Origin of the sequence: Gimesia sp. (genome assembly GCF_040219335.1) — a bacterium.
In the GTDB taxonomy this organism is placed as follows: domain Bacteria; phylum Planctomycetota; class Planctomycetia; order Planctomycetales; family Planctomycetaceae; genus Gimesia.
Genome location: NZ_JAVJSQ010000028.1, coordinates 81,426 through 104,816, shown reverse-complemented (window position 1 = coordinate 104,816; position 23,391 = coordinate 81,426). Strand labels below are relative to the sequence as shown.

The following is a 23,391-nucleotide window of genomic DNA, read 5'->3' as shown; positions in this document are numbered from 1 at the left end:
TTGAATCCTCTTCTGCGATTCGCGTAACAATTTGTTAGAGAGACTGAAACTATGGTTGTGGGCCGTCCATCCTTCGTGTCATATCTTCGCCGTCCGATTTCTTTGCTGAACTGTCTTCGCAGAGGTCAAAAAAAGCGACAAAGTCGTGAGAAACTTCGCAGTTATGTCAGTACTTACTCCACAGCGGAACTGTTAGAAGACCGCACGCTGCTGGCAGGTGCCTCGCTCGTCAATATCGAGCCGAACATTGATCTCTCGCTGACCGATGGAGAGGTTTATAACCAGGCCCCTTCTGAGCTCACTTTCAAATTCACCCCCGGCCAACAGATTAACCCTGATACTCTGGGCGCCATTCAGATTGTCCGCAGCGGCCTGGACGGAACTTTCACAGACGGCAACGAAGTTCCCATTACTCCCGGCTACATCGGTATTGGCGAAAATCCGAATGAAGTGATTCTCCGTTTTGCGGAATCATTGCCCGATGATCATTACCAGATCACGATTCTGGGAACCGGTGCGAATCCCTTGCTGAATCAGAATGATGAAGCATTCCAGGACGGCGTGGACCAGGTTATCGATTTCGAACTGGACCTGGGCGCGAAAGTAGTTGCTGTTGTCCCCCAGCCGGTCTCTGGAGGTGGAACAGGCAGCCTGACCCAGGCCAAGGATCAGATCGACGTCTACTTTAATGCAGATACGCTGGATCAGGCGTCCGCGGAAAACGTCCAGTTCTATCAGTTGATTGATACTTCGTCGAATACACTCATCAATCCTGACAGTGTGACTTATGATTCTGCCACGAATAAAGCCACGCTGACTTTCGCCGCCGACATTGCAGATGGTACCTACCATTTACGGATCGGCGAATCAAATACACCCGATTTCACTGCAGCCAGCGTAGTAGCTGTTGGCGATGTTAATTCCAGCTTCGATGAAGCTGATGCAAATGCAGACCTCGGTGTTCTGGGAACGCAGACCATCCAGGTGAATGGAGAGATCGAACCGCAGTCTGTGTTGCAACCGCAATTACCCGGCGGAAATGATGAGCCTGGTCACCGCGAAATTACCATTGAACAACACATTAGTGCTTCGGGGACGACCCCCTCGGCTCCTTTAGATATCCCCACCATTCAATTTTATTTCCCAGACTTCTATGGAAGTGATTTGTTTGGTAATCCACTGTATAACGAGATTACGGAAAATCAAAAGCAGCGTACTCGCGAGATTTACGAACTCTACAGCTTCCTCACAGGATTTGAAGTTCAGGAAACCGCGAATAGTGGCACCGCCATTGTAACTGGTGACATCCGTGTTCTCGATCCAGGCACTCCACCATTAGCGGTTGGGGGGATCGCCGGAGGTGGCATGGCCATTATGAATGGTGCGCTCGACTGGGCTGACAGTCCCTATGGGGGGAGCTGGTTCGGTACCGCGTTTCATGAAATTGGACACACACTGGGCTTGGAGCACTCCTACGACCTCCCCTCAGTAATGGGGTCCTCAGGTGGTGATGTCGGTGGAACCATAACAGGAGAGCCGATCTTCCCCTCAAATTTTGACATCACTCATATCAACCGCCTTCATCCCCCGCTTGCGAATGATATTGATCTTCACAAGTTTGAATTAGCTACTGCAGGTCGATTCACTGCAGAAATTACCGCAGATCGTTTACCAACAAAAAGTTTTCTGGACAGCGTGCTGACTCTGTACAAGGAAACTTCACCGGGTGTCCGTGAAATCATTGCCCGGAATGATGATTTCTTTGGCGAAGATGCGTTTCTGGATCTGGAACTGGAAGCCGGTAATTACTATCTGGCGGTCACCAGTGTGGGGAACATCGACTTCGATCCTAATGTGGCTGATTCCGGCTACGGTGGGCGGACCGATGGGTTGTACTCGTTGGACATTAACTTCACCCCAGCCCCCATGGCGAACACCTTCATGGTGGATTCCACAGGCGTAGCCCTCGATGGGGACGCCGATGGGACACCGGGTGGTGTATTTGACTTCTGGTTCCAGTCAGGTGAGACCATCTTCGTCGATAAAGCGACTCAGTCAGCAGGTCCCGCTGATGGAAGCCTGACGAACCCTTACACCAATATCGACGATGCCCTGCTTGCTGCGGGTAACAGCGCAACAGCGAAGATTGTCCGCATTGTCGGCAATGGTGGAGTTGATGGTGACATCAGTACTGTTGCCGACAACGAAGCATACCTCGTCGGTTTGACCGACAGCTTCCAGCCGCTCGAAGATGGAGCGACTTTTGATATCCCCAAAGATGTTACGGTCATGGTCGATGAAGGTGCGGTGATTAAACTGCAAAGGGCTAATATCGATGTGGGATCCAATAACCTGCTGGATGATCGCAGCCAGGGTGCGCTCCAGATTCTGGGGACGACTGAAAATCAGGTCTATCTGACAGCCTATGGCAACGATGCGATTGGCGGTGATGACGATGGTCTGAGTGATGGTGCCAATCCTGGCGACTGGGGGGGCATTGTATTCCGCGATGACTCCGGCCTCGAAGATCAGGGTATCTTCCTGAACTCGGTCAACAATGCCAACATCAGCTATGGTGGGGGTAGTGTGTTTGTCAACTCGGTTCAGCAGGTCTTCTCTGCCATCCATGCCGAGTCCGCCCGTCCCACGATCTGGCAGAATACAATCGCTTTCAGTGCCGACTCCGCCATCTCCGCTGATCCACGCAGTTTCGAAGACAGTCAGTTCACCAACGGCTCATTCGTCATGGACCGGCATGGTCTGGAGATCTTCGATAACCATATCGCAAACAACTCGGTGAACGGGCTGTTTGTCCGCATCAACACCCCTTATGGCAGCACGATTAACAAACTGGATGTACCTGCCATCTTCAATGACAAGATCACACACGTCATCACTGAAAATCTGCAGATTTACGGAGCCCCCGGGGGACAGTTGGATGAGAATGACAATCCGACTATCAATGGTCGTCTGAAAATCGATCCGGGCACCGTGGTCAAACTGTCGGGGGCACGTATTGAAGCGGAGCGTGGCAGTGCTCAGTTAATCGCAGAAGGTACCGAAGCCAACCCGATCATCTTTACTTCGCTCAGCGATGACCGCTACGGCGCAGGTACGACGTTCGACACGTCGAATGACGGCTTTGATACATCCGACCCGGCGAACCTGCCTTATGGCCCCGGCAACTGGGGGGGCATCATCTTTAATGCAGCATCTTCGGGTAGTATTGATCACGCTCTGATCACCAACGCCGGCGGTCTGATTCCGATTGAGGGGGGGTTTGCGAACTTTAATGCCATCGAAGTTCATCAGGCTGAGTTTCGTATCTCCAACAGCATTCTGGAAAACAACGCCAGCGGACAGACAGGCTCCAATCGTAATGGCCGGGGATCAAACGATGATGCTACGATTTTTGTGCGTGGTGCCCAACCAATTATTGTCGACAACATTTTCCGCGACAATGAAGGAACTCTAGTCAGTATTGATGCGAACTCGCTCAATTACAAATTCAAAGGTGACTATGGACGTTCGACAGGCTTCACTGAAGCGTACACACAATACACGGATAACCATGGTGCCCTGGTTCGTCTGAACCGGATGGAAAACAACGGTCTGAACGGTATGGAAGTCCGCGAGGCTCTGCTCGATACGGAAACCGTCTGGGATGATACGGATATCGTGCATATCCTCCGGGGTGAGATTCAGGTTCTCCAGCACCATACCTTCAGCGGCATTCGTCTGCAGAGCAACCTCGATGAAGGCCTGGTAGTCAAACTGGACGGCGCGGATGCTGGTTTCACCGCCGACGGCGTACCACTTGACATCGAAGATCGAATCGGCGGCACCGTCCAGATCATTGGACAGCCTGGATTCCCTGTGATTCTGACATCGCTGGCTGATGATACAGCCGGAGCCAGTTTCACTCCCGCTGGTCTCCCCCAGACTGACACCAACAATGACGGAGATGCATCCACCCCCTCTGCAGGAGATTGGCGCAGTATCCGGCTGGACCGCTACAGCAATGATCGAAACGTCGTAGAACGTTTTGAAACTGAAGGCAATAATACAGGTGGGGTCGACACCAACAGCAACCCCGGCTTCGCCCAGAATCTGGGCATCCTGGCTCCAGATGAAATCAGTGGAGACGAGAATCGCGCACTGGGCTTTAACGTTCATGGTAATATCAGTGCTGACGCTCCGGACGATGTTGATGTTTACAGTTTCACGGGGACTGCTGGAACCCGCATCTGGATCGACATTGATCGGACCTCATCCGCGCTGGATACCATGGTCGAACTGGTGGATCTCTATGGGAATGTGCTGGCACGCTCACTCAACTCGTTTGACGATTTGACGCTCAGTGGCCTGGCAGAACCTCTCCTGCAGGATGATCATCTCCTGGGAGACTTTTATTCCCAGAACATCAATGACGCCGGTTTCAGCGTCGTCCTGCCCGGGCCTGCGGGTGCTACCGGTACCTTCTTCATCCGGGTACGCAGTCAACCGGTCGCCGGCGATGAAGCCAACCTGGAAGGTGGTCAGACATCGGGACAATACCAGCTACAGGTTCGCCTGAGACAGGTCGATGAGAAGCCCGGTTCCACCGTCCGTTATGCAGATATCCGCTACCCCACTAATGGGGTCGAGGTACTTGGTCAACCAGCCCATTCGCCTCTGCTGGGTGAATCCTCTGAAAAAACTGCGAATAACGAATCAATCGACAACGCCCAGGGACTGGGGAATCTGCTGACCAGCGACCGTAATACGCTTTCGGTATCCGGTTCCCTGTCCAACGGGTCTGATGTCGACTGGTACACTTTCGAAATGGGCTATGACCTGGTTCAAGTCATCGGAGGTCGTAGCGACGGTGGTAAAACCTTTGCCGCCATCTTTGACATCGATTACGCCGATGGTTTATCACGTGGCGATACAACGCTCTCCGTTTTTGACGATCAGGGGCGCCTGATTCTGGTCAGCCGCGACTCGGACATTCAGGATGACCAGGCCGACGGTGATACCGAAAATCTGGCTGCGGGGAGCTTCGGGAAACTGGATCCTTACATTGGCACTGTGCAGCTGCCTTCTGCAACTCCCGGCAGCACATTCCGCTATCACGTTGCGATTTCATCCAATGCCCGCCTGCCACAAGCGCTGAATGCAACCTTTGTCTCTGGCGCCTTGAATTCTCAAATCCGCCTGGAACCGGTCAGTTCCGTCCAGCGGATTGTTGAAGATCATATCGGTTTCAGTGGATACACTTCCGGCAATTCGCTTGCCGGCTCGACTTATGTCGTCCCCCCCACCACCAGCAGTATTTTTGATATCTCGGATGAGATTTCTCTCTCGACCAACGTCACCGCATTCACACTGGAAGACGTGAATCTCTATGTTTCGCAGAGTAACCGTCTGCGTATCGTAGACGCTTACGATGGTTATATTATCGATGAGATTGATGGTATCGATCTCTCTACTATTCCAACCAGTATATTGAATAGCTTGCTGCCGCCAGGCGTCTCAGCCAGTGATCTTCGATCGATTAACATAGGAGCACTTTCCACAGGCAGTAACGATAATACCTCAGACATTACAATCCGCTCCGACGGGCAGCTCTACAGTTATGAAAGTCTCACCGGAAATCGAAACGGGACCGCAGGCCGCTTCCGGGAACTCGATCCGGGTAATGCTTCAACCATCTCTTCCACGAATGATGGCATCCCCGATCTCCCCACGACAGGGACCCCAGACCCGGTAGACATCACAACCAGCAGTGTCGGCGCCCTGGCCTTCCAGCGAACTGATGTCGCCACCTACAACCTGTTTTACGCCGTTCATGATCCGGGTGGATTTACCACACTGTACCAGGCCAATCCCAGCACGGGTGCTTCTGGCCAGGATCTCTTGAACAGCCAGGGTAACGATGCGGGCAACACCTTCACGGTACTCGGCGATATTACCGGTGTCGGACAGATTACCGGCATGTCGTTTCGTGGGATCAATGCCGGTTCCAGTCAGTCTCAATTATTCGCAGTCACAAACACGAACCAGTTTGTGACTATCAACCAAAGCAACGCAACGCGACGAACTGTAACTGGTTTCACTCCCATCGACCTGTCAGGCCAGATCGATGGTACCTTACAAGGTCTGACCGCCGCCCCTCAGAACCTGAACAATGGTGCGTTCCAGAATTTCCTGTTTGCAATTACAGACTCTGGCAACCTCTACTGTATTGATCCATCGGACGGCAGTATTCTCACCACCGTTAATGATCCAGTGCTGGGTACCGTTGACATCTTCAAGGGTGGCGCTGACCACATGTTTGTTGGCGAGACCGGTATCACCGGGCTCGCGTTTTCACCACTGGACTTCAATCTCTGGCATCCTACGTTCCGACGCAATACTGACGCCGGACACGGAATCAATAACACGTTCGATCAGACTCGAACCGACGTCGGCGGCAATGACCGCGACACGTTCCCCAATGGTCTGCAACAGAGCGAATCGCAGGGGGGAGCCAGCTTCTACTTTGGATTCGAAGAATGGCTGCAGAACAATTCATCCACGAACGACTACATCGATTATGTTTCCAACGCTCAATATGGCGTGATGCATTCAGATTTCCAACGTGATCTTTCCAGCAACCCCGATATCGGTGATAACTATAACATTGCTGGTGGTGCACGCGGTAGCCTGGAGTCGGGTTCATTCAGTCTGGACGGTTATGAATCAACAGACCTGCCGACACTCTACTTCAATTATTTTCTGGAGACTCAGAATGCCAACTCTATAACCGGGAACATGCGGGATTCCGCACGCGTCTTCATTTCTAACGACGATGGAGCAACCTGGACCGAACTGGCAACCAACAACTCGACGTTAGCCCCCGCAACAAATCCAAATGCGGGAGAATTGTCAAGCTACCTCACGACATCAGAAAGAGAGGGAGTCGGAAACGGCAATCAGCAGGTCCAGGAAATGTTTGACAACTCTGGAGTCTGGCGACAGGCCCGTGTTGACCTCGGCAAATTTGCCGGCGACGCGAATCTGAAACTGCGATTCGATTTCGCTACCTCTGGTACCTTCAGCTCTGCTCTCTCTACCTCCGGAGATGGACTACCTGGTGACATCTTTGGTAACATTCTCAGCAATCAGCAGGCACAGAACAATAATTTTGAAGGGTTCTATATCGATGACATCATCATCGGTTTCGCAGAGCGCGGGGAAATGGTCACGGGAGCCCAGGCTGATCAAACGGCCTTCTTCAACCTGCCCCAGAATCCAACATTCGGTGCGCCTACTCAGCTTCTCTCGGGTGGGTATCAGTTGGAAATCCGACGTGGAACGGAGTACGCCGCACCACCCAATGGTCAATTACCTGACCTGACAATCTCCACCCAGTTCGACACCAATGACCGACTCATTCGGGAAGTGGAAGCCACTGTGCCTTCGGACTTCCTGAATGGTCAACAGGGCGATCGTAACCTGGCTCGTCAGCAGGGTCATATTTCGATTGAATCCAACTCGATCTCCGGCGCTTCTGAGTATGGGATTAACATCGATGCCGGTCAGCGTGAATCTGTTGCGGCTGGCCCGAACGGTGGTGTGACTGCCCGGTCTCAGGCTGGGGGCGTGATTAACGTTCCGGAACTGAATGACTTCTTCAATGGCGGCCTCGGCTTCGCTCCGGGTGTGACCGTTCAGAACAACGTCGTGACAGATTTCTCGAATGGACTGGGTGGAATTCGCGTGAGTGGCGATGCAAACAGCAGCACTCAGAACAACCCCGCAGCAGTTTCCTACACGAAGGTCGTTAACAACACCCTGTCCGGGGCTAACGTCACCGTCACACAGTCTTCGGCTCAAATTGACGTGGTCTTCATAATCGATATTTCGACCAGTATGGGAACGGCGATTTCGAACGTGCAGGCGCAGCTGCTCAACTTTAACTCACAGATGCTGGCAGCTGGCATTGATGCCCAATACGGGCTCGTGCTAATGCCTAGCCCTGTTGGTTTCAGTGATGATCCAACGCAGGTACAGGATATTGTTGACTTCGCCACGTTTACTGCTCCCGGAAGTCCGTTCCAGACGATCCCGATTACCGGGGCTACGGAACGCGGTAGTGACGCCATCCTGGAAGCCCTGAACCTCTTCGATCCTGATGCTGGACCTACAACGTTCAACTACCGGCCAGGCTCACGTATCGTCCCGATTGTCCTCACTAACGAAGATGATGACAGTACCACGCAAGCCGCCATCGATGCCCAGGCCGCTCTGCTTTCGACAAACTCATTGTTCTACGCGATTGCGGATCCGTCATTTTTCAACACGGCCAGCACGTATGGTACTTTCGCCACTTCGACCGGTGGTCAGCTCTTTGATATCAACAACTTCCTGCTCGACCCCACCAATTTCTTCAACACCATGACAGCCGATCTGATCGGTCAGATCGCAGTAGGAGCAGCCGGACAAGGGATCCTTGTCGAAAACTATGCGACGACAACCATCCTGAATAATATTGTTGCGAATACTTCCACTGCGATTGACCTGCAGTCATCCGGGGGCATTCCTAATGTCGTCGGTGCTAACGTCTTCAAAGGTAACAGCACCATTGGAACTGTTGGCACAAATGCGATCCAGCTGGGAGCCAATGACCCGCTGTTTGTGAATCCATCCCAGGGTAACTACTACCTTGCAGACAACAGCCAGGCCATCGATAGTGCTTTAAACAGTCTGGCCGATCGACCTGATTTCGTAAACGTCAAAGACTCGATCGGGATGCCCAACTCGGATATCTTTGCTCCGACTTATGATGCGTTCGGGCAGTTACGCGTTGACGACCCAACTCAAACTCCGCCTCCTGGTTTAGGTTCCAACATCTTCAAGGACCGCGGGGCGATTGAACGAGCTGATTTTGTCGGCCCGACTGCGATCATCTCGTTACCCGAAGATAATGATGTCGACGGAGTTGATCAGAACAGCGATCCCAATTCGGTTTACATCACCAACCCTGAGCTGTTCACAACCATGATTGTGAAACTGAAAGATTCAGGCATCGGCATTGATGACAGTCTGGTGAATTCGCTGCAGTTCACTCTGACTGCACGGACAAGCACTTCTACCCGCACGCTGGTAGAAGGTCTGGATTACATCTTCAGTTACAACCGCAACACTGACGAAGTCATCTTCACATCCATCGCCGGTGTCTTCGGTATGGATACGCTCTATACCATTGATGTTGACAATTCAACTTCGAACGCTGTCAAAGACCTGGCAGGGAATCTGTTACAGCCAAACCAGACAGATGGTTCGACATCCTTCACAATCCTGGTGAGCGATGGCGTGAATGCACCGCCGATCAACCACTTCGACGCTACGCCGATTCCGGATTCACCGAATGTCACTGTGACGACAGATCCCGGCTTCTCGGTCGTGTTCTCAGCTGCCAACGGAAATGCACTAACGGTAACCGACCAGGACTCCTTCCTCGGTACTCAGGGGATCCCGACCACACCTGCCACAGACGGCATGATCACGGTCACTCTATCGACGCTGATGACCGAAGGGAAACTGGCTGCAGGCCCCAATACCAGCAATGTCACCATCAACCTTACCGATGATGGCACCAGCTATTTCCTGGAAATCACCGGTCTGATCGAAGATGTCAACACAGCCCTGGATGGAGTCTCGTGGACACCGCTGTCGACACCGATAGACGGTTCAACCTTCGCGGGAGCGACCGCTTCACTGACGATGACCACTGATGATAACGGCAACTTCTTTGGTGACCCGTCTCAGACAGACACTGATGTGATCGACATCGTGGTAACAGCTTTGCCTGAAGTCTTCTTCAACACCCCTACCTACAGCCTGAATGAAGATGGTACAACTACCGTTACCGTTGAGCTGGAGCGGGATAAGATCGGGCTGGTAACCACCGTCGACCTTCTGTTCGGAGCCGGAGATACCGAAGGAATCGACTTCACCACGCCACCACCGGCACAGGTCACATTCGCTGCGAACGAGCTGACGGCGGAAGTCGTGTTTACCATTTTCAATGATGATATTGTTGAGCTGGATGAACAATTCACTATGACGATTGACACTGTCGACAATGGAACCAAGACCGACGGCCTCATCGATGACGGGCTGGGTGGAACACTGACGGTTTACGACCAGACAACGATCACGATCATAGATAACGACACAGCTACAATCACCTTCGTCGAGACCGATCTGACCGTCGCGGAAGATGTCGCCACCGGCTATGTCGAATATACGGTGCATATCTCCAACGCGGTTGAGAATGATGTTCAATTCTTTGTCACTTCAGCTGATGGCACATCTCTCGTTGTAGACAACGCCAGTGACGAAAACACTGACAACGATTACACCAGTGTCAATGAACTGGTCACTTTCACCAACTCCATCACACCGGCTGCTGACCAGACTTTCCAGGTCTTCATCACCGACGATAACAAACTGGAACTGGATGAAATCTTCAATCTTTACATGAACAGCCTGACCGCTGGCGGACTGGAATCCAAGATCACTCTCGGCTCACCAGCAGGCAATCCGGCACAGGTGACCATCACAGATGAAGACACTGCCGTCATCAGCTTTGTTTCCGATGACCTGAATGTAACGGAAGACGATGGTGCCACTGTCACGTTTAATATTCAGATCGACGATGGTTCCGGCGGAGCGATTACTCTCGCGAAAGATGTCAGTTTCTATGTTTCGACCGCTGACGGCACCTCGAGCGTGGATCGCAATGCAACAGTTGCCGACAACGACTACACAGCGAAAACGGAACAGTTCACCTTTGCGGGATCTGCAGACGCAGACCTGGTTACCGGGATTCAGAATTTTGTCATCACAATCAACAACGACGACAAGCTGGAACTGGATGAAGTCTTCAATGTCTTCATGAGTCAACTGGCAGCCAATGGTCTCGATTCCAAGATCACGCTGTCCCATCCCATCACTGAGCCTGATTCCAACAACTGGGCACAGGCAACAATTACGGATGAACTGGACACCGCCAACATCACCTTCCTCAACAGCAGTATCACCGTCAATGAGCAGGCAGGGGCGATTGCTCTGTTGACCGTTCAGATTGATAAATCGATTGCTGAAGATGTGAGCTTTGATCTGTTCACACAGGATGGAACTGCCACAGATGAAATCACCGATGACGATTACAAATCTGATCGCAAGACCTTCACCTTCCTCGGAACCCCCGACACCGATGTGGTTCCCGGGGTCCAGACCTTTGTCGTTAATATCACCAATGACGACAAACTGGAGCTGGATGAAATCTTCAACGTTCTGATGGACAGCCTGTCTGCCAACGGCCTGGACAGCAGAATCAACCTGGATGGCCCAGCTGATGTCACAATTAAGGATTTGGACACCGCGTTCATCTCCTTTGTCAATAACGATGTCTTTGTCGACGAAGAAGCGGGATCGGTCACATTTAACGTCTACATCTCGAATGCGATTGCAGTCGATGTTGGCTTCGATCTGACGACGAAGGACGGTACTCCTCCGTTACCCGCCGGTTCCGGAATTGCCACCGATGAGTCGCTGGATGATGACTACAAATTCAAAACCCAGAGCTTCACCTTCACGGGTACTCCGGACACCGATAATGTCCCCAGTGCTCAGGCCTTCACTGTCACCATTACACCTGACGAGAAAGTGGAACTGGATGAACTCTTTAACGTGTTCATCGACAACCTGAATGCCAACGGGCTCGACTCCCGAATTACTCTGGGGGCAGACGCCACCGGTATCATTCGCAACAATGACTCGGCAATCATCACGGTTGACCCTGTGATCTCAGCCGGTGTTAATGAAGGCAGTGCTACCGGCACTACCAATATCACTTTCAATGTAAATATTTCCAAAGCGATCGACACGAATGTCAGCTTCTTCCTCTCCACCCAGGACAACACGGCTACGGTGGCAGACAACGACTACCTTCCCGTGCTGAACCAGCTGTATACATTCCTGGGTTCTCCCAACTCCGACGTTGTCCCCGGACAGCAGACATTTACCGTGCAGATTGCCCAGGACAAAAAAGTCGAACTGGACGAACTCTTCAATGTCATCGCAACCAATCTGAATGCGTCAGGACGCAACGTCACACTGGGACTGCCTGCAGCGGGTACGATCATCAATGATGACTCGGCGACCGTCACAATCAACAATGTCTCCAAGCTGGAATCCGAAGGGAACTTTGTCTTCACCGCGACTCTCTCGAATCCGGTCGATTCGAATGTTTCCGTTGAAGTCTACACCCAGCATGGTACGGGACTGGTCACCGACAGCGACTACAACGCCGTCGATCCTCTCGCTCCCATCCTGCTGAACTTCACTCCGAATGGTGCCCTGACTCAGAACTTCACGATTACCGTCAACGATGACAACATCGTAGAAGGTGATGAGTTCTTCTCCACCATTCTGGCCAACCTGGACGCTGCCCTTCGCGATGTTTCGATCATCAACGGAACCGACCAGGGACACATCCGGGATAACGACTCAGCGAAACTGTCGATCACTCCGGTCATCGACACCGAAAACAACAGTCCGTTCCAGTTCCTGGTCCAGCTGTCCAATCCCGTTGACGTCGCGATTACCGTGGACGCATCAACCATCGACGGAACAGCCACATCTCCGAATGACTACCAGGGAATCTCAGGTCAGACTCTGACCTTCGGCCCCGGCGTGACGCAGGTTCCGCTGAACATCACTGTGTTCAACGATATCTTCACTGAAAGCCCGGAAACGTTTGACGTCATCCTGGACAATCTGGTTCCAAATGGACGTGCAGTCTTCCTGACCAGTGTCGAGTCGCTCAGCAGTGTTACTACTTCTGATGCTGCGGTCGCCGTGGATGTCGTTGGTAATTACGCTTATGTGGCAGACCGCGATGGTGGCCTGCAGATCTATAACATTGCCAACCCGGCTGCTCCTTTCCATGTTGGTGAGTATGACTTCAACAACCAGGGCATCGCCCAGGCAATCGATGTAGTCGGCAACCTGGCTTATCTGGCGGTTGGTGAAGCAGGACTGCAGATCATCAACATCGCGAACCCGGCTGCTCCGGTCTTCGTCGGCAGTATCGCCACTCCCGCCCGTGCCCGCGGCGTACAGGTTGTCGGTAACCTGGCCTATGTCGCAGACGACAGCGGAAACGGTGGCGGTCTGCAAATCGTCGATGTCAGCAACCCGGCCGCTCCCTCCATCCTGGGCAGCTTTGGAGTCTCTACTCCCGGCGGTCTGGCAGGGGGCGTCGAAGTCATTGGCAACGTCGCCTACCTCACCGATGGAAATAACGGGCTGCAGATTGTCAACGTCACAGATTCATCCAACCCCACCCTGATCAAAAATGTCCTGACTCCGGGTGGAGCCGCGATTGGACTGGATGTCGTCGGAAACTACGCCTTCGTAGCGAACCGTGAAGGTGGTCTGCAGGTGATTGACATCTCAACCCCCGCCACCGCCTCAATCGTGGGTACACTGAATACTCCTGGCGTCGCCACGGGTGTCCAGGTTGATGGCAACTTTGCCTATGTGGCAGATGGAGCGACCGGCCTGCAAGTGGTTGATATCACCAACCCGACCAGCCCGATTCTGATCAACACATTTGATACGCCCAGCAGTGCCCGCAGCCTGTTTGTGAACGGCACCCTGGCATTCGTTGCTGACACCTTCAGCGGTCTGCAGATCCTGGAATTCTTCCCCTCGACCACCGCGACGGGAACGATCCTCGATCCATCCGGCCCGCCGTTGACAGGTACTGCATCTCCCAATACCACCATCAGCACTTCGATCGTGAAATCACAGACAACGACTGATGCGAACGGCGAAACCGGTTCCGTACCGGAAAGCGAAGATTGGGTTGATGAATGGGACAGCTTCTGGGTTGAAGTCTGGGGTACCACCACAGACGGATCCGGTATCACGGGCGGCTCGTTTGACCTGGAATACAACACGGACTTCTTTACTGCGACCGCCATCGACTTCGGTTCCGCATTCGGGAACAGCAGTTCGTCCAGCATCGATGACCAGACCGGCATCGTTTCGGGCATCAGCGGTCAAAACGGCGTGGGCACACTGGGGTCCAGTAAGCAGGTTCTGCTGGCCCGCGTGAAGTTTGAATCGCTGGCCGATGATGGTGTTGCCATCGATACAGTCTCCGGCTTCCTCGGACCTCACAACCTGGGCATCCGCGTGATCAACGCTCAACTGGATGTGGCAGGTACCGGTGCTGTGACCGCATCAGTGGCGACTGCACCGACCACCGATCTGTGGGCTGTTCCGTTTGACCTGGATGACAGTGGTGTCGTCGACTTCAAGGATCTGATCCAGTTCACAACCTTCTATGGAACGTCTGTGGTCAACGCTTCCTCCGGGCTGGCCTGGTCACTCGACTTCGACAAGAGCGGCCAGATCAACTTCAAAGACCTGACCTTCCTGGCAACGAACTACAACCGTTCCAAAGCCAGCGGTCAGTCGGTCATCTTCCCGCCGAACTTCCCGCAGGAATGGTATGGTTCTTCCATCACCACAGACGGGGATGACTCGCTTGACGATCTGATCGACGCTGCCGTTGATGAATGGAAAACCGCCACCGGAAATCAAGACCTGTCAGTTCAGGTCGTGGTTACCGATCTGGGTGGTCAGCAACTGGGTGAAGGACACATCCTGGAGCTTGACGAAAACGGGATTCCCGTCAAGGGACGCGTTTACATCGACGACGATGCTGCCGGCCTCGGCTGGTACTCGTCTATCGAAGGACTCTCCTTCGACAGCAATGGAGAAGCGATCGCCGGTTCTGCCGCCGACGGACACTACGACCTGTATACCGTCCTGCTGCATGAAATCGGTCACGCAGCCGGCTTCACAACGGGCTATTCTGCCTACGCTGACCATGTTGAAACCAGCGGTTCCGGCCAGGTTCAGTTTGTCAGTTGGGATCTGATTGCACCGCTGACCGACGACGGCCTGCACATCGATGAGAACTTCTATCCGGATGACCTCATGGGCGAATTCCTCGACCCCTCGGTTCGGAAGTCGATCTCAACCCTCGATGTTCGCATTCTGCAGGCTGCCTATGCAGACGCCGCGGGAGCCGTAATCAGTCCGCTGTCAGCTCCGTTGACTGGTGCTGGACTCGATCCGACTCCGCTGATGACCTCAGCACCTGTGGTTGATGCTCCGGCTGCGACCACTCGCACCAAGCAGTCTGTCGGTGTTGCTCCCGCACCTGCCCTGGAACCGGCAGCCGAGCCAACAACCGTCGAAACAGCTTCGGACTGGGGTTACACCTCGCTGACCGTACAGGATTCGGTACTGAACCTGGATCAGTCCAGCGGACTGGATCAGTTGGTTGGTTCGCTGCTCGATAACTCTTACGAGACAGATCAGCTGCTGACCAACGACTTCGAGAGTCTCGAATCAGACGGATATGACCTTGGTTTCGAATTCGAAGATAACCAGGATCTGAACGCCGGCTTCGAACTGGAAACCGCAGGCGAAGAAGTGGATGACCTCTTCGCAGACTGGTCAGGTCCGCTGATCTAAGCAGTCGCCTGTCAACTGGAATAATGAGAGACGGAGAGGTGTGAGCGAAAGCTCCACCTCTCTTTTTTTATTATATAGGCAAATGTCTGGCGTGTGGTTACCATAAAATGGATTGTATACAGCTAAGCCACAGGTTAATCATCAGGACGAGTTGAATGCATCTCGCGTTTCTGCATGCCTTCCCCCTCGATCATTCGATGTGGGACGAACAACGCGCGATTGCCCCTGGACGTTGCACGACTCCCTGTCTATATCAACTGGGAGACTCCCTCGAAAACTGGGCCAGCCGTGTGTTGGATTCTATTGAGACACATTCCCTGATTGCCATCGGCTCCTCGATGGGAGGTTCCTGTGCGCTGGAAATGGCGCGTCAGGCCCCCGATCGGATCGCGGCGCTGGTACTGGTTGGAACCAAAGCAGGCCACCGCCCGGAGCCTGCTGCACGCGACGCTTATCTCGACACACTGCACCATCAGGGCATTCGCGGGATGTGGCCGGAAATCAGCGGCTGGTTGGGCGCCGCTGCACAGCCTGAGGTCGTCGAGAGGATTGAGTCACTGGCTCTGTCACAGGAGACCGCAGACCTGATCAACGCTGTCCGGGTCTTTCACAGCCGCACTGATCACACCGCGGTCGTTGCGCAGTGGGAGAAACCTCTGCTGGTCATGTGCGGTGATCACGACCCGGTGATTACCGAGGAGAAGGCGATGGCCCTGTCGTTCCTGGCACCGCAGGCGGAGTTGCATGTCATGCGTGGTTGTGGGCATTTCATGAATCTGGAACAACCGGACGAATTCAATCAGGTGCTTGCTGAATTTGTGCGGCGTGTGGAAGCGGGACGCTCCGCTGGGGCATAAGAATGTAGAGTTTTTCCAGGCGTAGTCTCGCCAACTCTGTCCACCACAATCAAACTCGCTTCACTCTCCCTCGTCCTACCACTTTAGCTCCTTCTCTAACAAGAAAACTCATTCCGATTTTGATTTGGCCGGAATGAATTTCATCCCACTGTCGCTTTGGAAAACGAATGAGTACTGACACCGTGCTTCCCAGTTCGATCATTTCGTTTTCCAGGAAATCTGGAAAGAACTGCCCCCCATCATGATCACCACCATCATAGTGGAACTGTCCGCGATATCCATTAAGTACGCCGTTATTGCGACCGCCCTCCTCTGTGGTTAAATAGTAGACTTCGGCTTCAATTTCATGGTATTTCATGCGAGGTCATCTTTTTCATTGCATTGGGTCATGAAGACCGGGAGGCAGCAAGTTCAACTAATTACGCCCCCTATCGCTTCTCGATCTATAGCCAAGGGAACAGGTTGCATTACAGCATAATGCCCGATTGGTTTTCTGGGTTCCTGGTTACAGGGCCTGTTTCCCTCCGGAGTCTTGCTGATGGTGTAAGTCATCAGGCGGGAGGACACATGGGTCCTCCCCTACATTATTGGAAATCGAATTCGGGCAATTGATATTTTGTTTGCACTGCTAATTTTCTGCTTTTGTTGTGCTGAGCTCTAATCAGATTGTGAGCTCGCCGTCTGGAATCAAAAGTTCTTCAGCAACGACGGAGTATCGCAAAGGGAAAATGTCGCCCGGGTCTTCAGAAAGTAAGCGAGCTAATCGATTCAGGTCGTCTTCCGCGAGTTCCGGAAGAAGCCTGTTAAATGTAAATGACTGCTCGCCGGACAGGACCTCGATCGCAAATACGTCATCAGTCAACGGACTCATGATAATCAACCCCTGCAATCTTTTTGCGGAGGGAGTTTTGAACTCGGAATGGATGAGTAAGGAATCGGCCAGTGCAATCGCTTCAGCGGTTAACGGCACTGGGATCAGCGAGTCCTCGGGCTTGAAAGGATCGCTCTCCCACGTCCAGACCGCACTCAGATCTAAATGTTCTTCTCTGAATTCGCTACTTTTAATCGCAGTCATATATTCGTCGTGCATTGATGAATGGTTGTCGGGATCCGGGAGTTTCCATTCCACATTCGCTCCGTCTCCCTGTTCAGCTTAACAATTTTCAGCTACGGGGACAGGTTGCTTTCCAGTAAAATACGGGATTGATTTTTCGGATTTCGAGTCACGGATCATGTTTCCCCTGGAAGTCTTGTTGATGTTGAAAGTCAACAGGCGGGCGGACGCACGGGGCCTCGCCGACATTGTTGGAAATCGAATTCGGGTTCGGAGTGTTTTGTCTCCACAGGCGGTTTTCTGCTCGCTGCGCTCGGTCCGAATTTTATTTGGGGCCCTCGATTCTGTGAGCGGAATGGCGCCAGTCACCGGTTCTAATGTCCGCGTCACCCTGTGTTGCTGGCGGCCAGTGCCTTGCCGCTCCTGAGGATGTGTTTTATGAACTCCCATTATGAATTAAAGCATGTGGACTGTGGTGAGATGGATAGACTCACCGCTGCTGTCTCTGCGTATGATTTGATGACGGATGCTGATTGTGTTGAACGGCACCGGAGGGTCAAGACAGAATTTTGTCCCGTTGTGACCGGATTTTGTCCACGTCTGTCCCAGATTTTGTCCTGGTCTGACCGGTTTGTGTCTCAGTCTGCCCTGAACAGCGGAGACCGAACATCGCGAACCGGTTCGAAATACTCCAGTAAGCATCAGGTGAAAAGCCACTCAGATTCAGGTGCTGTTTCGTCAGTGGTGCGCCTGCATGCAGTGCACGCTGCACCCGTCTCGCGCGCGAGCCAGAAGGGAATCAGCATACGCTTCGGGATGCGCGGTTCAAGTTCAATCTGTTCAGAGGAGCGGCGCAGATTTTCAGTGGGGGATGTCGCTCGACGGGATCAACGAACTCACGGCTCTGCGTTTTCGTCAGACACAAAACTCCTGGTAGTCCAGACCAAAGGTCGCGGCGACCGCACGGTTGGTCACCTGTCCGTTGTGCACGTTGACCGCGGACAACAATCCGCTGTCCTGCCCACAGGCGGCTTCCAGCCCCTGGTTTGCCAGTCTGAGTGCATACGGGAGCGTGACGTTACACAGGGCATAAGTGCTGGTACGCCCCACGGCGCCGGGCATGTTGGCGACACAGTAATGTACGACACCATCCACGACGAAAGTGGGATCCGAGTGCGTCGTCGGACGGGATGTTTCGATACAACCTCCCTGGTCAACGGCGACATCGATCAACACCGCCCCCGGTTTCATCATCTTCAAGGCAGACTGGGGAACAAGCATGGGAGCCCGGGCACCTGGAATCAGGACGGCACCGATCACCAGGTCCGCCAGCTCGAGTTGCTCGCGGATGTTGTGTTTGTCACTGTAGAGTGTATTCACGTTGGCAGGCATGATGTCTTCGAGATAACGCAGACGGTCCACGCTGATATCCAGAATGACGACGTCCGCCTGGAAGCCGGCTGCAATCTGGGCCGCGTTCTTGCCGACCACACCTCCACCCAGAATCACGATATGCGCGGGGGGCACGCCGGGCACGCCTCCCAGCAGAATGCCGCGTCCCAACTGGGGGCGTTCCAGATACTTGGCGCCTTCCTGAATGCTCATACGTCCGGCGACTTCGCTCATGGGAGTCAACAGCGGAAGCTGACCATTTTTCCCTTCGAGCGTTTCGTAAGCGACGGCGGTGGCGCCCGTTTCCAGAAAGCCGCGGGTGAGCTTTTCGTCGGCGGCGAAGTGGAAGTAGGTAAACAGGATCTGACCCGGTCTGAGCAGGGGCCATTCGGAGGGCTGCGGCTCTTTGACTTTGATGATCATGTCGGCGCGGGAGAAGATTTCTTGAGCCGTTTCAACAATTTCGGCCCCGTTTTCTTCGTAGAGTTCATCGGGAATCCCACTCCCCTGCCCGGCTCCCCGTTCGACCAGGACGGTATGCCCGGCGGCCGTCAATTCCTCGGCTCCAACCGGAATCAGAGCGACGCGGTACTCGTCCTGCTTGATTTCACGAGGGACTCCGATAATCATGTGCTTCTCCCGATTACATGTCAAACTGCAGACTGCTATGATACGATAAGTACTTATAGCTATTATCGTTTAATTCTACGTCTGATGTTAGTCAGATGCTGGAATCAGAATCGGAATGCCCCTGAATCGGCGCGTTCCCAGACCCCCAAAAACAGAGATGCGCACGTGACAGTTCCCTTTACACAGCCCCACGAGGCAGCAGCCCGTACCCTCATCAAACTGAGCCTGGCAGAAGATCTCCAGGAGACCGGCGACCTGACCTGTCAGGCCCTGATTGAAGATACCGACCAGGCTGAAATTCAGATCGTCGCCCGCCAGAGCGGAATCCTGGCTGGCTCTCCGATTACCTCGCTGATTTTTGCAGAACTCGATCCGCGAGTGACCTGCGCGCATCATCTGGCTGACGGGGCTGCCCTGGAACCGGGATCCGTTATTTCAACGTGTGCCGGGCCCCTGGCATCTTTGTTGACCGGAGAACGCACCGTCCTGAACTTTCTGACACATCTGTGCGGCGTAGCTTCACAGACGGCGGAGTATGTCAAAGCCATTGAGGGAACCCGGGCCTGTATTCTGGACACGCGGAAAACACTGCCTGGCTGGCGGGTACTGGAAAAATATGCGGTCGCAGCCGGCGGGGGAACGAATCACCGGATGGGCCTGTATGACGGGATCCTGATCAAAGACAATCATCTGGCTGCCTGGGCCAGTCGCAATTCGCATCCCACCATTGCTGCTGCGGTCCAACAGGCGCGGGAATCGGTCAACGGGGAAAAAGGAGTGGAAGTCGAAGTCGACACGCTCGAACAGCTGGCCGACGCACTTGAAGGGAAGCCCGAGATCGTGCTGCTGGATAACATGTCACCCGAGACCATGCGGGAGGCGATTCAGATGCGTGATGCCCAGTCACCCGCGACGCTGCTGGAAGCATCGGGGGGCATTAACCTGGAAACGGTACGGGCCGCTGCGGAGACGGGAGTGGAACGGATCAGCGTGGGTGCGTTGACTCACTCTGTCATCTCGCTGGATATCGGTTTCGACTGGAAACGCCGCACCTGATTTTGAAAAGACCCGATTTTTAATTTCGTTGAAGACACTGATTACTGCCAATGAATAAGCCATCTGTAGACAGACCGCTGGAGTCACTGGAGAAAGATTCCCCGCTGTTCCTGAACGGAGCCCTGGTCTGGCTGCTGCTGTTTTTTCTGATCTACCTGTCTGTTCCACTGACGAATAACAGGGAGATCGACCGCTGGTACATTGTGCCCGAGATGCCTTTCCTGCTGCTGGATCTGGTCGATCCGCTGCCGGAAGAGAATCCGCATCCCGCCGGCTGGGCTTATTTTCCGCAGCGGATTCCGTTGATCGGAGTCGCGTCGATCATTCTGCTGGGCGCCTGGGGACTGGGACAACTCGTAACACGGTTGATCCGCATACCGCTGGCCCCCTTCACTGCAGAACGCACGGTCTTCGCCGCGGGCCTGGGAATTTCATTCGTCACACTGCTGACACTGGGAGGGGGCCTGATGGGCATGCTTTCCCAGGGGCTCTGTTACGCCGTACTGATATTAACTGCGATCGTGGGCATAGGATCGGCACTGCAGGAAACGAAACAGAAAACGGGCTCGCTGAGTTCTTTGAAGCTGGAACTGCCGGAAGCGATCACGGTCGATACACTGTTCCGCGTGGGCTGCTGTCTGCTGATGAGCCCGTTTGTGCTCAGCATGTTTCTGGGATCAATGCTGCCTTCGACTGACTATGATGTGCTTGAATATCATTTTGGGGGCCCGAAAGAATATTATCTGCAGGGATATATCAGCTTCCTGCCCCATAACGTGTATACCAGCTTTCCGTTTCTGACCGAGATGGTGACGCTACTGTCGATGACGCTCAAAGGGGACTGGTTCACGGGAGCCCAGGCGGGCAAACTGGTGCTGATGAGTTTCGCGCTATTTACCGCACTGGGAATCTTCACCACGGCACGGCACTGGTTTGGTTCAACAGCAGGCTGGATTGCAGCCACGGTGTTCCTGACGAATCCCTGGACTTACCGGATGTCGATCATCGCGTATACCGAAGGAGCACTCTCCTTTTATCTGCTGGCGAGTCTGCTGTGTCTGATTCTGACGATTGCGGTTCTGCAGAAATGGAAAGCAGAGGCGAACGACACAGGAGGCGATTCCACTGCGAAGACGTCCCGTCTGCCGGGCGAACTCTGGAGCTTTACGTTAATCACGGGACTGCTCTCCGGTTCGGCGATGGCGACCAAGTACCCGGGCGTGCTATCCGTTGTGATTCCACTGGGACTGACGCTGCTTGGTTTCAGCTGGTTCCTGCTCCGGGAGAATAAAACGCTCTGCTGGTCTACTACCTTAAAGCTGGGAGTGGTGTTCGCGATCGGGACCCTGATTACCATTGGTCCGTGGCTGTTAAAGAACCTGGTGGAGACGGGCAATCCGGTTTACCCGCTGTTGTATTCGGTGTTTGGTGGATACGACCTGACGGAGGCATTGAATGCCAAGTGGAAAAACGGGCATGGCATGAAAACGATCGGTCTGGCTGAATTCAAGCATAGTCTGCTGGATGTCACGATGACCAGCGACTGGATCAGTCCGCTGCTGTTCTGTCTGGCACCGCTGGCCTTTCTGAACCGACAACACCGGCGGCTGATGTACTGGCTCTGGATTTATATCGGATTTCTATTCTTTTCCTGGTGGTTCCTGACACATCGGATCGACCGGTTCTGGGTGCCGATGCTGCCGGTGGTTGCGGTACTGGCGGGCATTGGTGCGACGTGGAGTTCGAAACTACTCTGGCGTACCGGCGTGACTGTCGCGGTGCTGTTTGCTGTGATGTTCAATCTCTCAATCGTCACCAGCGGACTGGGGGGCAATAACGCGTATCTCGATGATTTCGCTTACGCGCGAAAGTTCACAGGCAATCTGACGGCTCCCGAGATAGAGTTACTGAACCAGATGGAGCTTGGCCCTGACCAGGTCGTGTTGTTTGTGGGAGAAGCGAAGGTCTTCAACGCCGAGTTCCCGGTGATCTACAACACGGTCTTCGATGAAGATATTTTCCAGCAGTGGACGGCGGAAGCAAATCCTGAGTTACCTGCGAAACAACTCAAGATGAAACCGGCTGCAGCAATCAAAAAGAAATTCCAGGATGAGCATATCGCGTTTGTGTATGTGAACTGGTCAGAGGTGTTACGTTATCGTCTACCGGGATCTTACGGGTACACTGACTACGTAACGCCGCTGCGTTTTGAGAAACTGGTAAACGAAGGCGTACTGCGTCCGCCTCTGGAAAATCGTTACGGTTATCAGAAGTTTGAATCTTTATCTGATAACAAGAAAAAAGAAGTCGAACAGTGGGCGCCGGAACTGATTTTGGAACGCGACGGCGAACGTTACTTTGTCTCGGCGCAGATTTTCCCCGTAGCGAAATAGCAGGAGGCACTCACTGAGCAATTAACCAACAGGAGGTGTGAAGTCATTGAGCTCGCGATGGGCAGAACGGAGAATGTGAGCGAAATCCGGAATGATGATATCGCTGTCATCCAGATTCTGGTAGCCATGGGTTTTGTCATCCAAAAGACAGAAACGTTCCTGTTCATCGATATGAATCGAATTGGAATTGATGGCTTCGTCGAGTTTTTGATTAGAAGTGTTCATGTTAATTCTCCCCCTCTTAAGTTGTGAAACAGATCGTTCCACAGAACGCGTCCTGTATTTTATCGATCTTTTGAGGAAAATCCTACTAAATTACGACTGGACACCACATTTTTCAGGTCTACAACGACAGAAGAGCATGATACAAAAGCAGATACAGCAAAACGACCGACCGGAAAAATGGAAAAACCGGATC

Annotated in this window: 8 protein-coding genes; 4 read left to right on the top strand and 4 right to left on the bottom strand. The window is 53.4% G+C overall.

What is annotated here, in order from left to right:
- The first annotated feature begins 75 nt into the window (after positions 1 to 75).
- Positions 76 to 15,591 (top strand): Calx-beta domain-containing protein, encoded by a 15,516-nt coding sequence (locus tag RID21_RS21445; RefSeq protein ID WP_350192428.1) that lies wholly within the window; start codon positions 76 to 78, stop codon positions 15,589 to 15,591.
- Positions 15,592 to 15,746: 155 nt separating this feature from the next.
- On the top strand, positions 15,747 to 16,448 hold the full coding sequence (locus RID21_RS21440; RefSeq protein WP_350192426.1) for an alpha/beta fold hydrolase: 702 nt from the start codon (positions 15,747 to 15,749) through the stop codon (positions 16,446 to 16,448).
- A gap of 49 nt (positions 16,449 to 16,497) precedes the next feature.
- Here RID21_RS21440 and RID21_RS21435 read toward each other — a convergent pair whose 3' ends face one another.
- The 3 genes from RID21_RS21435 to ald all read right to left on the bottom strand — a co-directional run bounded on the left by RID21_RS21435 (position 16,498) and on the right by ald (position 19,524).
- Positions 16,498 to 16,806: an EF-Tu C-terminal domain-related protein gene (locus RID21_RS21435; RefSeq protein WP_350192424.1), complete on the bottom strand. Its 309-nt coding sequence runs from the start codon at positions 16,804 to 16,806 to the stop codon at positions 16,498 to 16,500.
- 303 nt (positions 16,807 to 17,109) lie between these two features.
- On the bottom strand, positions 17,110 to 17,577 hold the full coding sequence (locus tag RID21_RS21430; RefSeq protein ID WP_350192422.1) for a hypothetical protein: 468 nt from the start codon (positions 17,575 to 17,577) through the stop codon (positions 17,110 to 17,112).
- Positions 17,578 to 18,417: 840 nt separating this feature from the next.
- Complete coding sequence (gene ald, locus RID21_RS21425) at positions 18,418 to 19,524, bottom strand: alanine dehydrogenase (RefSeq protein WP_350192420.1); 1,107 nt, start codon at positions 19,522 to 19,524, stop codon at positions 18,418 to 18,420.
- Between the two features lie 165 nt (positions 19,525 to 19,689).
- On the opposite strand from ald, the gene nadC reads away from it, so the two are divergent.
- Both nadC and RID21_RS21415 read left to right on the top strand, forming a co-directional pair.
- Positions 19,690 to 20,580 carry a carboxylating nicotinate-nucleotide diphosphorylase gene (gene nadC / locus RID21_RS21420; protein WP_350192418.1) on the top strand — a complete coding sequence of 297 codons (891 nt, stop codon included), beginning with the start codon at positions 19,690 to 19,692 and terminating at the stop codon, positions 20,578 to 20,580.
- Positions 20,581 to 20,630: 50 nt separating this feature from the next.
- On the top strand, positions 20,631 to 22,973 hold the full coding sequence (locus tag RID21_RS21415) for a glycosyltransferase family protein (protein WP_350192416.1): 2,343 nt from the start codon (positions 20,631 to 20,633) through the stop codon (positions 22,971 to 22,973).
- A 21-nt stretch (positions 22,974 to 22,994) separates the two neighbouring features.
- Here the strand turns inward: RID21_RS21415 and RID21_RS21410 are convergent, their stop codons facing one another.
- Positions 22,995 to 23,198 (bottom strand): hypothetical protein, encoded by a 204-nt coding sequence (locus RID21_RS21410; protein ID WP_145036523.1) that lies wholly within the window; start codon positions 23,196 to 23,198, stop codon positions 22,995 to 22,997.
- Positions 23,199 to 23,391 lie beyond the last annotated feature (193 nt).

Bases quoted from the DNA above. Each gene is read 5' to 3' on its own strand.
- RID21_RS21440 (WP_350192426.1), top strand. From the start codon at position 15,747: ATGCATCTCGCGTTTCTGCATGCCTTCCCCCTCGATCATTCGATGTGG.
- RID21_RS21435 (WP_350192424.1), bottom strand. From the start codon at position 16,806: ATGAAATACCATGAAATTGAAGCCGAAGTCTACTATTTAACCACAGAG.
- ald (WP_350192420.1), bottom strand. From the start codon at position 19,524: ATGATTATCGGAGTCCCTCGTGAAATCAAGCAGGACGAGTACCGCGTC.
- RID21_RS21415 (WP_350192416.1), top strand. From the start codon at position 20,631: ATGAATAAGCCATCTGTAGACAGACCGCTGGAGTCACTGGAGAAAGAT.
- RID21_RS21410 (WP_145036523.1), bottom strand. From the start codon at position 23,198: ATGAACACTTCTAATCAAAAACTCGACGAAGCCATCAATTCCAATTCG.